We start from the raw sequence: 12,912 nt of genomic DNA, 5'->3' as shown, positions 1-12,912 counted from the left end.
TCAGCCCGCCTCCAGCTCGGCCAGGCGCGCCGCCGCCTCGGCCAGCTCTTCCTCGCTGAACACCTCCACGCCGGCGCGGCGCAGGGCCGCGGCGGTCACGCCCTCGCCCGCGACGCGGATGCCGCTGAAGCTGCCGTCATAGTTCTCGCGGTTGCCGCAGGAGGGGCTGCGCGCCTTGAGCAGGGCGATGCGGATACCGTGGGCGGCCACCAGCTCCAGGGCGATGCGCGCCCCGGCGACGAATTCGCCGGTCACGTCCTGGCCGTCGTCGGTGAGCACCGGCAGCTCGCCGTCCAGCACGCCAGCGCCCCGGCCGCCAGCAATCTCCGCCGGCGCCCGCGGTGTCGGCAAGCCGCCGGCCACCTCGGGACAGAGCGGCACTATGCGGCCCTCCGCCTGCCAGCGCGCCAACAGGTCGAACGGGCCGTGGGCGCCGCCGTCGTAACGCACCCGCTGCCCGAGCAGGCAACGGCTGACCAGGATCTTCTGCATCTTCATCTCCTCGAAGGGCGTCGCAGGTGGTCACCCCGCGTAACAGCCCGAACCGGCGCACTGACCCTGCCCCGATCGAAGGTAGGGCGCCGGACAATCCACTCACACCGCAGCCGGGCGGGCGCCCCCAACCTTAGGCGGGAAGCGCCACCCGCCACTGGCCGCCAGTGCCGTGGCGCCCCAGACTCTGCACGCCAACCGCACAGGAACGTGCCATGCCCATAACGATAAACCACCTCCGCCTCGCCCTGGCCTGCGCCGCCGCCCTCCTCGGCGCAACCGCCCAGGCCGCGCTGGAACCCCTGGACAACCAGGCCCTCGGCCAGATCAGCGGCCAGGCCGGGGTCAACCTGCGCCTGGACCTGATGGCGCGCATCGACAGCCTGAGCTGGAACGACGACGGCGGCAGCCTGTCGCTGCGCAACCTGCGCATCGACAACGGCTGCGCCAATCCCGGCGACTGTCCCAATGGCAGCGGCGGCAGTTTCGCCCTGGGGCCGGCGCAGCTGGGGCTGACGGTGCCCATACTCGGCATCGACCAGCCCACCCTCAAGCTCGATGTGGTCAAGAGCGGCACCGGCATCCAGCAGATGCGCCTGGAACTGCCGGACCTCACCACCATCAACGAACAACTCCAGGGCAGCGGCTTCCCGGCCCAGCGCATCCGCGTGCGGGTCGGCGCCGACCTGCACATAGGCGACAGCCGGATCGGCAGCCTGGAAATCCGCGATATCACCGACCTGCGGGGCAACTTCCGGGTCTGGGGCCACTAGCCCCGGGGCTCAGAGCGGGCCGCCACCGCGCCGGCGGAACCAGCCGGTCAGGGACAGGCGCTCGCGGCTGGCCGGCAGTACCTCGTGGGGCAGTTCGGCGGACAGGAACACCACCAGGCTGCCGCCCTCGGGCAGCACGTCCCGTTCGCCTTGCTCCGGATACAGGCGCAAGGCGCCGCCCTGCTCCGGCTGCCAGTCGGCGTTCAGGTAGGCCACCACCGACACCGCACGACGATCGTCGTCGCGGAAGCGGTCCAGGTGCTTCTGGTAGAAGGCACCCGGGGGATACAGGGCGAAGTGGCACTCGAAGTCTTCCAGCCCCAGAAAGAGTTCGCGGTTGAGCCGCTGGCGCAGCTCGTCCATCAGATCCAGGTAGGCATCGCTGGTGGCCGACTGGCCGCGCTCCAGCCAGTGGATGCTATCGCCGCGCACCCCCTCACGAATCTGCTGGCCCTCGCCACGCCCCACGGAGGCCGGCGCCAGGCTTCCGGCGGCGGCACGGGCACGGCATTCCCCGGCCAGAGCGGCGGTGAGTTCGGCGGGGAGTGCGAGGCGCTGATGAGACCAACCCTGGCTGGCCAGGTCGTCAACGATCGGAGCAAGTTGTAGGAAATCGGCGGGGGCGTTCATGCGGCGCATTCTACCAGTGCGCAGGATTGTTCCTACATGAATTGAGGCCGTTTCCGAAGCCTCGACAATAAAGCCCGAGTCCGCTGAGAATAGCCGCACGCTCAACCCCGCACTGCCCGCCCGCCACCGCCTTCCCCCGCCGAACCGATGCCGTCCGCGTGGGTCCGATACGAACAGCGGACTGCGTCACCAAGGAGACTCCATGCGCCTGCTTTTCGCCATCACCCTCCTGCTCCTCGGCTTGCCGGCCATGGCCGACGATCACGCCAGCCTCTACCAGGCGGCCGGCTGGCCGGAGCAGCGCGCGCACTTCAATGACGCCCTCACGGCAGCCCAGCAGCGCTACCAGAAGACCCTGCCGCCGGCGGTCTACCAGGCCTTGGTGGATAACAGCAACCGCCGCTTCCAGCCCCAGGCCATCGACCAGCGCGCCCAGACCGCCCTGCGTGGCCAGCTGAACGACCCGCGCCCGGCCCTGGCGTTCTTCCAGTCGCCCCTGGGGCGCAAGATCATCGCTGCCGAGACCCTGGCCACCCGCCGCGACCAGTTGGCCAAGCACGCCAACGGCCTGCCGCGCATCGAGGCCGATGCCACCCGCCGCCTGCTGATCCGCCATCTGGCCCAGGCCATCCCGGCCCGCGAGGCCGGTGCCGAGGTCAGCCTGGCCCTGGCCGGCGTCGCCGCCGACAGCCTCAGCCAGATGCTTCCCGGCCTGCTGGGCAGCGGCCAGGCCCAGGGCATGATCGACGGCCAGCGCCAGCGCCTGATGGAACAGATCGGCAACGATCTGGACAACACCCTGCTCTACGTCTATCGCGACCTTTCCGACCCGGAACTGGAAGAGTTCGTCACCTTCGCCGAGTCGGCTGACGGCAAGGCCTACTACCAGGCCGCCCTCGCCGCCGTGCGCGCCGGCCTGGCCGTGGGCCAGGAGGCCTCCGCACAGCAGGGCCTCTGAGCCACCACGGCGCTGGGTGGGAGCGAATTCATTTGAACTTGGGAAACCGCGTCCTGAGGACGTGGTCATGAGTCATCGGCTCTGCCTGTGACGATTCGAATGTCCGGGCTAGCGGTAGGGTGCGCCGTGCGCACCGGCGGTTTGACGTGGTGCCGAAGCCGATCCCGGAATCGGTGCGCGCAGCGCACCCTAGGGTCCAGGCCAGGCGAAAGGGGGCGGCCTTGTGCACGGGGGAGGATTCGCCCCCTTCCAGGGGGCCAAAAGCAAGTCCACGTTCTACTGAACCACCACAACCATCCCTCACCCCTCTCCCAGAGGGAGAGAGGCTAAAGCCTCACCCCAACCGTTCCCGCAGGAAGCCGAAGTAGCGTTCCCGATAGGCCGGTGCCTCGTTCACCAGATGGTGCCCGGCCCCTTGCAGCATCAGCACGTCGGGCCGGTCGAACTTCTCCGCCAGCACTTTGAGGTTGTGCTTCCAGTCCACCGTCATGTCGCCATCGCCCTGGATCACCAGGGGGCGCCTGGTGCTGCGCTGCGCCTTCTCGATGCGCGGCACCCAGCGCGCCAGGGCGCCGACCCAGGCGGTAGGCAGGGTCTGCGGTTGCAGCGGATCGCGGTGGTGGACGAACTCGATGAACTCGGCATCGCTGGAGTTGACGCTGAAGCGCCGCGGAATGCCTTCGACGAAATGCCGCATCAACTGGTAGCTGAACCTCGACCAGCCCCAGGCCCGCGGCCGCACCAGCGGAGCGAAGAGCAGCGTCTCGCCCAGCTCCGCGCGCGGCGCGCCGTTCAGCAGGTAGTCCAGCAGGATGGCGCCGCCGGTGCTCTGCCCCGCCAGGTGCCAGGGCCGTGGCAGCCCCAGGGTCGCGGCCTCGCCCAGCAGGGCTTCGAGGGTGGCCTGGTACTCGGCGAAGTCGCCGATGCTGGCCCGCGCCCCGCTGGACAGCCCGTGGCCGGGCAGGTCGCAGGCGATCACCGCGAAGCCCATCCCCAGTGCCCAATCCACCAGATGGCCATAGAGCCCCATGTGGTCGTAGTAGCCGTGCAGCATCACCAGGCTGGCGCGGGGTTCGGACGGCAGCCAGAGCTGGGTGACCAGGGTATAGCCGGCTGCTTCGATGCAGCCCAGGCGAGTCGAAACATCCGGATGGCGCGTGGAGAAATCCAGTCGGTAGAAGGCCCGATAGGTCTGCGCCTGGCGCAAGTCCGCGGCGCCTGCGGCCAAGGGTCGCAACAAGGAGCGCAGCAGTTCGGGCTGGAAGTGGTCTGACATCGGGCTTTCCCTGGATCGAGCGAAGATCGCCACGGGACCGCCTGGGTCCCTGGCCGGCTGCCGATATTCTGCTGCCCGGCGCAACGTGGCAAGCTACGCGCCCCTACACAGGCCCCTTCAGCATGCGTGCCCCCAGACCCAAGACGCTCCTTTCCAGCCTCGTCCTGCTCGCCTGCGTCAGCACCATCCTGCTGGCACTGCGCTGGTACGAATCGCGTTACGTCCGCCCCTTCGACACCCAGGCCCGGGTATTTTCCGGCGAGCAGCTGCGCCTGCCGACCAACCTCGCCGGCCCGGGGCCGATACGCCTGGTGCATTTCTGGGACCCGGCCTGCCCGTGCAATGCGGGCAACCAGCAGCATCTGGCCGAGCTGATCCAGCGCTTCGCGCCCCAGGGCGTGACCTTCCACGCCCTGCAGAGGCCCGGCAGCAAGGGCCAGCTGCCACCCGGCCTTGAGGCCCTGCAACCGCTGGCCGAGGTGCCCGGCGCCGAAGAACTGCCCGCAGTGCCCGCCGTCGGCATCTGGGACCGCGACGGTCGCCTGGCCTACTTCGGCCCCTACAGCGAAGGGGCGGTGTGCAACTCGGCCAACAGTTTCATCGAACCCATTCTCGAAGCCCTGCTCGACAATCGCCCGGTCAGCGCCAGCAGCACGCTGGCGGCCGGCTGCTTCTGCGCCTGGCGCGAGCCATCCTAGCCGCCGCCAAGGCGCGCCCTGTAGGCCTCCGGCGGCATGCCATACCAGCGGCGAAAGGCCCGGTAGAAGGGCGACAGCTCGGCAAAGCCGCAGGCCCGGGCCACTTCGCGCATCGCCCTGCCCTCCCGTAGCAGCTCCACCGCACGGGCTTGCTGCACCGCTTCACGCACCCGCCGCAGGTTGCTGCCCTGCTCGGCCAGCGCGCGTTGCAGGCCCCCGGCGCTCAAGCCCAGCTCGGCGGCACAGGCTTGCAGCGAACAATCCGCCTGGCCGAGCCGCACACCCAGCAGGTAGCGCAGGCGGTTGAGCAGGTCGTTGCCCGCCAGCGCATCCAGCTGCGCCTCGGCATGCCGCCAGAGCAGTTGGTGCAGCTCCGGATTGGCGGTACGCGAGGGGCGTTTCAGCAAGGCTGCCGGGAACAGCAGCGCGTCATGCTCACAGCCGAACTCGGGCAGCAGGCCGAACAGGCGCTGGTGTTCGCTCACCCGTGCCGGCCGGGGATGGCGGAACCGCACGCCGTCCAGACGGAATTCGCCGTCGGTGATGGAGCCCAGCAGCTTGGCGAACAGCAGGGCCAGGCACTCCATCTGCTGGCGCAGGGAAGAGAAGCCCAGGTAGTTGAGGTCGATCACCAGGCATGCCTGCGCACCCTCGATCCGCAGCTGGGCGACGAAGCCACCGGAGAGGATGTGCTGGAAACGCAGGAAACTCGCCAATGCCTCGCCCAGGTCGCGGCTGGCCAGCAGCAGGTAGCCCACCACATCGAGCAGGCGCGGCTTCATCACCTCCCCCAGGTGCAGGCCGATATCGGGGTCACCGATCAAGCCGTCGGCAGCCAGCCAGAACTGCGGCGCGTCGTCATGGCGCAGGCGGCCGTCCACAGGAGGCGCTCCCCAGCGACGATGCTGGTTGATGCCGAGGTAGACCTGCCCGGGGTCCAGGCCCAGCTCCGCCAGGGCTTCGTAAAGCAGGCGGCGCAGTGTGGCGGAATGGGTCAGGGGCACAAGGGCGATGGCATCGGGCTCGGCGTTGGGCATGGCGGGCTCCACGAAATTGACCGAAGACTTCCAGCCATGAAGCCTTTGGTCAATGCCCGCGAAGATCGGCTTGGAGAGAATGCCGCGACCACAACAAGGAGAATCGTGCATGAAACGCACCCTGACCGCCCTGGCCGTCATCGTCGCGGCGGCCGCAGCGGGCGGCGCCTGGTACAGCGAACACAAGAAGCCGCTGCGCAGCGGCGAGCTGGCCCTGGCCCATCTCCAGGCTCCGGTGACCGTGCGCTACGACGAGCGCGGCGTACCGCATATCCAGGCCGCCAACGAAACCGACCTGTACCGTGCCCTGGGCTTCGTCCATGCCCAGGACCGCCTGTTCCAGATGGAGATGCTGCGTCGCCTGGCCCGTGGCGAGCTGGCGGAAATCCTCGGCGCCCGCCTGGTGGACACCGACCGCCTGTTCCGCACCCTGGGGATTCGCGCCCACGCCGACGCCTACGCCGGCAAGATGGACCTGGACAGCCCGGCGACCAAGGCGCTGCAGGCCTACCTCGACGGCATCAACCAGTACCAGGACAGCCGTCCGGCGCCGGTGGAATTCGACCTGCTGGGCATCGAGAAACGCCCCTTCACCGTCGCGGACACCCTCTCGGTGGCCGGCTACATGGCCTACAGCTTCGCCGCCGCCTTCCGCACCGAACCGGTGATGACCTATGTGCGCGACGAGCTGGGGGCCGACTACCTGAAAGCCTTCGACCTCGACTGGCACCCCGAAGGCGTGATCGGCCAGCCCCTGGCCAGCGCCGACTGGCAGGACCTCAACCGCCTGGCGCAGCTCAGCCAGCAGGCCCTGGTGGAAGCCGGCCTGCCGCAGTTCGAGGGCAGCAACGCCTGGGCCGTATCCGGCAGTCGCACCGCCAGCGGCAAGCCGCTGCTGGCCGGCGACCCGCACATCCGCTTCGCCGTGCCGGCGGTGTGGTACGAGGCGCAGCTTTCCTATCCGGGCTTCGAGCTCTACGGCCATCACCAGGCGCTCAACCCGGTCGCCTCCCTGGGGCACAACCGGCAGTTCGCCTGGAGCCTGACCATGTTCCAGAACGACGACCTCGACCTGATCGCCGAGAGAAGCAACCCGGACAACCCCGACCAGGTCTGGTACCAGGGCCGCTGGGTGAACCTTGAGAGCCGCGAGGAAAGCATCCAGGTCAAGGACGGCGAACCGGTGAAGCTGACCCTGCGCCGCTCGCCCCACGGCCCCATCATCAACGACGCCCTGGGCGCGGCCGCCGGCAAGACGCCCATCGCCATGTGGTGGGCCTTCCTGGAGACCGAGAACCCTATCCTCGACGCCTTCTACCAGCTCAACCGCGCCGACAGCCTGGCCAAGGCCCGTGCCGCCGCCGAGAAGATCCACGCCCCGGGGCTGAACGTCGTCTGGGCCGGCGCCAGCGGAGACATCGGCTGGTGGGCGGCCGCCCGGCTGCCGCAACGTCCGCAGGGCGTGAACCCCACCTTCATCCTCGACGGCAGTACCGGCGCGGCGGACAAGCCCGGCTACCTGCCCTTCAGCGCCAACCCCCAGGAGGAGAACCCGGAGCGCGGCTACATCGTCTCGGCCAACTACCAGCCGCTGTCGCCCACAGGCGTGGCCATTCCCGGCTACTACAACCTGCCTGACCGCGGCCAGCGCCTCAACGAACGCCTCGCCCAACCCGGGGTGAAGTGGGACCTGCGCAACAGCCAGGCGCTACAGCTGGATACCGGCACCGGCTATGGCCCGCGCCTGCTGGCGCCGCTGCTGGACGAGCTGCGCGCAGCGGCGGCCGATGACCGGGAGAAGGCCCTGGTGGAGCGACTGGCCGGTTGGAACGGCGACCACGGGCTGGACTCCGTCGCCGCCACCCTGTTCAACCAGTTCATCCATGATCTGGCCAAGGCCGCCATGCACGACGAACTGGGCGACGCTTTCTTCGACAGCCTGCTGCAGACCCGCGTCCTCGACACCGCCCTGCCGCGACTGGCCGCAGACGCCAATTCACCCTGGTGGGACGATCGCGATACCCCGCAGAAGGAAGGCCGCGCCGAGGCGGTCAAGGTCGCCTGGCAGGCCAGCCTGGCGCACCTGCAGCGGACCCTGGGCGAGGACAGCGGCAAATGGCTCTGGGGCAATGCCCATCCCCTGACCCACAATCACCCGCTGGGCCAGCAGAAGCCGCTGAACCTGCTGTTCAACGTCGGCCCCTTCGCCGCCCCCGGCGGCCATGAAGTGCCCAACAACCTGTCCAACCGCGTAGGTCCAGCTCCCTGGGAAGTGTTCTATGGTCCCTCCACCCGCCGCCTGGTGGACCTGGCCGATGCCGAACACGCCCTGGGCATCAACCCCGTCGGCCAGAGCGGCGTGCTCTTCGACCGCCACTACAAGGACCAGGCCGAGGCCTACCTGCGCGGTGAATACGTGCCGATGCACTTCGCCGAGGATGAGGTGAAGGCCAATAGCCGCGAGGTGCTGAAGCTGGTGCCTGGCAATTGAGCATCGGAGCGAGCCTCTCCCCCGGCCCCCGCCCTGCGCCCCTGCCTGATCGCTTCGCGCTCAGGCGTTCATCGCCACCGGAAGCGGTGCTTCCGAAAGCGTGCCTCTTCACCCCTGAAGAGGAGAGGGGTGACTCAGGGCCCACCATCCTGCACAGGCCACTCCCTCTCCCTTCAGGGAGAGGGCTGGGGAGAGGGGAAGACTCACCGGGCGGCGCGGTATTTATCCTGAACCGTCAGATCCGCTCCAACGCCTGCGCCAGATCCGCGCGCAGGTCGTCCACGTCTTCCACCCCCACCGACAGCCGCACCAGGGAGTCGCCGATGCCCAGTTCGGCGCGGATCTCCGCCGGGATGCTGGCGTGGGTCATGATCGCCGGGTGCTCGATCAGGCTTTCCACCCCGCCCAGGCTTTCCGCCAGGGTGAAGATGCGCACCGCTTCGAGGAAGCGCTTGGTGCCGGCCAGGTCCGCTTTCAGGTCCAGGGAGATCATCCCGCCATAGCCGTGCATCTGCCGTCGTGCCAGTGCGTGCTGCGGATGGGACAGCAGGCCGGGATAGTAGACCCGCGCCACTTGCGGCTGCTGCTCCAGCCAGAAGGCCAGTTCCAGCGCGTTGCCGCAGTGGCGCTCCATGCGCAGGGCCAGGGTCTTCACTCCGCGCAGGGTGAGGAAGGCGTCAAAGGGGCCGGCGATGGCACCCACGGCGTTCTGCAGGAAGCCCAGGCGTTCGCGCAGCGGCTCGCAACGGCTGTCGCCGGACACCACGGCAATACCGCCGATCACATCGGAGTGGCCATTGAGGTACTTGGTGGAGGAGTGCACCACCAGGTCGAAGCCCAGGTCCAGCGGCCGCTGGATCCAGGGGCTGGCAAAGGTGTTATCGGCCGCCAGGATGATGCCGCGGCCCCGGCAGAGGGCCACGATGGCGCTGAGGTCGGCCAGGCGCAATAGCGGGTTGCTCGGGGTTTCCACCCAGAGCATGCGGGTGTCGTCCCGGATCGCCGCGCCGATGGCGCCGATGTCGCTGAAATCGACGAAGCTGAAGCGGTGCCCGGCGCTGGCCCTGCGCACCCGCTCGAACAGGCGGAAGGTGCCGCCGTACAGATCGTTGCTGGCGACTATGTGGGCGCCGCTGTCGAGCAGTTCCAGCACAGTGCCGATGGCCGCCAGGCCGGAGGCGAAGGCGAAGGCCTGGGCGCCGCCTTCCAGGTCGGCCACGCAACGCTCCAGGGCCCAGCGCGTGGGGTTGTGGGAGCGGCCGTAGTCCAGGCCCTTGTGCACCCCGGGGCTGGATTGGGCGTAGGTGGAGTTGGCGTAGATCGGCGGCATGATGGCGCCGGTGGAGGGGTCCGGGCTTTGGCCGGCGTGGATGACGCGGGTGGCGAAGGCCCGATTGCTGTTGTCATCCCGCTGGCTCATGGGAGGCTCCTCCGCAGGTGGTTGAGCAGGTCGAATCGAGTGATCAGGCCGTGGAAGCCCGAGGCGTCGGCGATGATGGCCACCAGGCCGCGGTCGAGCTCGGCCTGCAGTTCGGCCAGGCTGGCGTCCGGCGCCAGGGTTTCCAGGCGGGTGGTCATGACGCTCGACACGGGCTGGCGGAAGTGGGTGGCGTCGGCATGCACGCCGAGCAGGATGTCGGACTCGTCGACGACTCCGACCAGCCGCCCGCCGTCCAGCACCGGCAACTGCGAGACATCGGCCAGGCGCATGCGCTGGAAGGCGGTGAGCAAGGTGTCGTCCGAACCGACGCTGATCACCCGGCCATCCTCGAAGCGCCGCGCGATCAGGTCGCGCAGGTCGCCGTAGCGCTTGCGCGCCAGCAGGCCCTGGTCGGTCATCCACTGGTCGTTGTAGATCTTCGACAGGTAGCGGGTGCCGGTGTCGCAGACGAAGCTGACCACCCGTTTGGCGGTCGTCTGTTCGCGGCAGTAGCGCAGCGCCGCGGCCAGCAGGGTGCCGGTCGAGGAACCGCCGAGTATACCCTCCTGGCGCAGCAGCTCGCGGGCATGGCCGAAGCTCTCCTCATCGCTGATGGAGTAGGCGTGGCGCACGCTGGAGAGATCGGCGATACCGGGAATGAAGTCCTCGCCTATGCCCTCCACCGCCCAGGAGCCGGGGGTACCGAGGGTGCCGCTGCGGGTGTACTCGGCGACTATGGAACCCACCGGGTCGGCCAGGACCATTTCCAGGTCGGGCTGCACCCGGCGGAAGTAACGGGTCAGGCCGGTCAGGGTGCCGGCGGAGCCGACGCCCACTACTATGGCGTCCACGTCCTGGCCGGTCTGCTGCCAGATTTCCGGGCCGGTGGTGCATTCGTGGGCCAGGGGGTTGGCGGGGTTGTTGAACTGGTCGGCGAAGAAGGCGTCTGGGATCTGCGCCGCCAGGCGGCCGGCCAGGTCCTGGTAATACTCGGGGTGGCCCTTGCCGACATCGGAACGGGTGATGTGCACCTCGGCGCCCATGGCCTTCAGGTGCAGCACCTTCTCGGTGGACATCTTGTCCGGCACCACCAGCACCACCCGGTAGCCCTTGGCGCGGCCTACCAGCGCCAGGCCCAGGCCGGTATTGCCGGCGGTGGCCTCGACTATGGTGCCGCCGGGCTTCAGCCGGCCATCACGCTCGGCGCTGTTGATCATGGCGATACCGATGCGGTCCTTGATGGAGCCGCCGGGGTTCTGGCATTCCAGCTTGAGGAACAAGGTGCAGAGGCCGGTATCGAAACGGGTGACCCGCACCAGCGGGGTATTGCCGATCAGGTCGAGGACCGCGGGGCGGACATCTTTGGCGCTGTTCATGGCGTCACCTCCTTGCGCGACCAGGCAGGGGGCGAAGCGGTCGCCCCACGCAGCAACATAGGCCGCGATGCCGGGGCCCGCCATGGGTTCCGACGAAGGGGACGGAAGAAAGCGCCCTAGCGGGCGTTGAGCACCGACACCTGGGTGTTCAGGGTCCAGAAGTCGTAGAGCACGCCGATCAGGAAGAAGCCACCCGTGAGCAGGTAGAGGATGCCGCTGATCCACTTGCCCTGGTACATGCGGTGCACGCCGAAGACGCCGAGGAAGGTCAGTAGTATCCAGGCGACGTTGTAGTCGTACTGGCCGGGGTTGAAGCGCAGGGAGGCTTCGCGGTCCATGGACGGGATCAGGAAGAGGTCGATGATCCAGCCGATGAAGAACAGGCCGAGGGTGAAGAACCAGAGGGTCCCGGTTATCGGCTTGCCGTAATAGAAACGGTGGGAGCCGAGGAATCCGAAGATCCACAGCAGGTAGCCGATGACCTTGCTGTGGGTGTCCAGACGTGCGTCCATGTTGCCTCCTGCAGGGTTGTGAACGATTGCGATGCCAAACGACGGGCGCGCCGAGCGGGCATGAAGAAGCCCGCCGAGGCGGGCTTGCTTGTCGAGCGCAAGCTTAGCGGAAGCGGCGCCCCGGGTCTTCTTCGGACACCTGCAGCGAGAGCCCGTCGCTCATGTGTTGCAGGTGCTCGCCGTCGGTTTCCGAGCCGAGCTTGATCATCAGGCGCAGGTCGTTGGCGGAATCGGCGTAGAGCAGCGCGTCCTCGTAGGTGATCTCGCCCTGGGAATAGAGGTTGTAGAGCGCCTGGTCGAAGGTCTGCATGCCGTGCTCGGTGGAGCGCTTCATCAGGGCCTTGAGCTCATGCACCTCGCCCTTGCGGATCAGGTCGGCGACCAGCGGGGTGTTGATCAGCACCTCGATCACCGCGCGGCGCCCCTTGCCATCGGGGGCGGGCACCAGTTGCTGGGCGACGATGGCCTTGAGGTTCAGCGACAGGTCCATCCACACCTGCTGCTGCCGGTCGGCGGGGAAGAAGTTGATGATGCGGTCCAGCGCCTGGTTGGCATTGTTGGCGTGCAGGGTGGCCAGGCACAGGTGGCCGGTCTCGGCGAAGGCGATGGCGTGGTCCATGGTCTCGCGGGTCCGCACCTCGCCGATCAGGATCACGTCCGGCGCCTGGCGCAGGGTGTTCTTCAGGGCCACCTCGAAGGACTCGGTATCGATCCCCACTTCGCGCTGGGTGACGATGCAGCTCTGGTGCTGGTGGATGAATTCGATCGGGTCCTCGATGGAGATGATGTGGCCGCTGCTGTTCTTGTTGCGGTGGCCGATCATCGCCGCCAGGGAGGTGGACTTGCCGGTGCCGGTGGCGCCGACGAAGAGCACCAGGCCGCGCTTGGTCAGCGCCAGCTTCTTGAGGATCTCCGGCAGCTTGAGCTCGTCGATGGTGGGGATGGTGGTCTCGATCCGGCGCAGCACCATGCCCACCAGGTTGCGCTGGTAGAAGGCGCTGACGCGGAAGCGGCCGATGCCCCGCGCACTGATGGCGAAGTTGCACTCGTGGTTCTCGGCGAACTCGCGGCGCTGCTGGTCGTTCATCACGCCCAGCACGGTTTCCCGGGTCATTTCCGGCGACATGGGGTTCTTGGTCACCGGCATGATCTTGCCGTTGACCTTCATCGAAGCCGGCACGCCGGCCGTGATGAAGAGGTCCGAACCGCCTTTTTCCACCATCAGGCGCAGCAGTTTCTCGAATTCCAT

General features: G+C 68.2%; 12 protein-coding genes. 4 read left to right on the top strand and 8 right to left on the bottom strand.

Annotated features, from left to right (window positions below; translation table 11 throughout):
* Positions 1-492: a DUF523 domain-containing protein gene (locus ACFPU0_RS05215; RefSeq protein WP_377691720.1), complete on the bottom strand. Its 492-nt coding sequence runs from the start codon at positions 490-492 to the stop codon at positions 1-3.
* Positions 493-707: 215 nt separating this feature from the next.
* Between ACFPU0_RS05215 and ACFPU0_RS05210 the strand changes: the two genes are divergently transcribed.
* Positions 708-1,265, top strand: coding sequence for a DUF6160 family protein (locus ACFPU0_RS05210; RefSeq protein ID WP_377691719.1), 558 nt, complete (start codon positions 708-710; stop codon positions 1,263-1,265).
* A gap of 9 nt (positions 1,266-1,274) precedes the next feature.
* On the opposite strand, the gene ACFPU0_RS05205 is transcribed toward ACFPU0_RS05210, so the two are convergent.
* The gene (locus ACFPU0_RS05205) at positions 1,275-1,904 is read right to left on the bottom strand and encodes a 2OG-Fe(II) oxygenase (protein ID WP_377691718.1); all 630 of its coding nucleotides are present in this window, start codon (positions 1,902-1,904) and stop codon (positions 1,275-1,277) included.
* A gap of 193 nt (positions 1,905-2,097) precedes the next feature.
* Here ACFPU0_RS05205 and ACFPU0_RS05200 point away from each other — a divergent pair, with 193 nt between their 5' ends.
* Positions 2,098-2,853, top strand: coding sequence for a hypothetical protein (locus ACFPU0_RS05200; protein ID WP_377691717.1), 756 nt, complete (start codon positions 2,098-2,100; stop codon positions 2,851-2,853).
* Between the two features lie 334 nt (positions 2,854-3,187).
* On the opposite strand, the gene ACFPU0_RS05195 is transcribed toward ACFPU0_RS05200, so the two are convergent.
* A complete protein-coding gene (locus tag ACFPU0_RS05195) occupies positions 3,188-4,129 on the bottom strand; it encodes an alpha/beta hydrolase (RefSeq protein ID WP_377691716.1) in 942 nt (313 codons plus the stop codon).
* 122 nt (positions 4,130-4,251) lie between these two features.
* Here ACFPU0_RS05195 and ACFPU0_RS05190 point away from each other — a divergent pair, with 122 nt between their 5' ends.
* Positions 4,252-4,827: a DUF6436 domain-containing protein gene (locus ACFPU0_RS05190; protein WP_377691715.1), complete on the top strand. Its 576-nt coding sequence runs from the start codon at positions 4,252-4,254 to the stop codon at positions 4,825-4,827.
* Here ACFPU0_RS05190 and ACFPU0_RS05185 read toward each other — a convergent pair.
* Entirely contained in the window at positions 4,824-5,864 is a 1,041-nt protein-coding gene (locus ACFPU0_RS05185) for an AraC family transcriptional regulator (RefSeq protein WP_377691714.1), read from the bottom strand. The two genes, ACFPU0_RS05190 and ACFPU0_RS05185, sit on opposite strands and share 4 nt — an antisense overlap.
* Before the next feature lie 109 nt (positions 5,865-5,973).
* Here ACFPU0_RS05185 and ACFPU0_RS05180 point away from each other — a divergent pair, with 109 nt between their 5' ends.
* The gene (locus tag ACFPU0_RS05180; RefSeq protein WP_377691713.1) at positions 5,974-8,355 is read left to right on the top strand and encodes a penicillin acylase family protein; all 2,382 of its coding nucleotides are present in this window, start codon (positions 5,974-5,976) and stop codon (positions 8,353-8,355) included.
* Positions 8,356-8,590: 235 nt separating this feature from the next.
* On the opposite strand, the gene ACFPU0_RS05175 is transcribed toward ACFPU0_RS05180, so the two are convergent.
* The 4 genes from ACFPU0_RS05175 to ACFPU0_RS05160 all read right to left on the bottom strand — a co-directional run bounded on the left by ACFPU0_RS05175 (position 8,591) and on the right by ACFPU0_RS05160 (position 12,912).
* A complete protein-coding gene (locus ACFPU0_RS05175) occupies positions 8,591-9,775 on the bottom strand; it encodes a trans-sulfuration enzyme family protein (RefSeq protein WP_377691712.1) in 1,185 nt (394 codons plus the stop codon).
* Entirely contained in the window at positions 9,772-11,151 is a 1,380-nt protein-coding gene (locus ACFPU0_RS05170) for a pyridoxal-phosphate dependent enzyme (RefSeq protein WP_377691711.1), read from the bottom strand. Before ACFPU0_RS05170 ends, ACFPU0_RS05175 begins: the two co-directional genes overlap by 4 nt.
* A gap of 116 nt (positions 11,152-11,267) precedes the next feature.
* Entirely contained in the window at positions 11,268-11,663 is a 396-nt protein-coding gene (locus tag ACFPU0_RS05165) for an NINE protein (protein ID WP_377691710.1), read from the bottom strand.
* Between the two features lie 103 nt (positions 11,664-11,766).
* Positions 11,767-12,912, bottom strand: a complete 1,146-nt coding sequence (locus ACFPU0_RS05160) for a PilT/PilU family type 4a pilus ATPase (RefSeq protein ID WP_377691709.1) — start codon at positions 12,910-12,912, stop codon at positions 11,767-11,769.

Source organism: Pseudomonas sp. GCM10022186 (assembly GCF_042656385.1).
In the GTDB taxonomy this organism is placed as follows: domain Bacteria; phylum Pseudomonadota; class Gammaproteobacteria; order Pseudomonadales; family Pseudomonadaceae; genus Metapseudomonas.
This window is presented reverse-complemented; position numbering and strand designations above follow the sequence as displayed.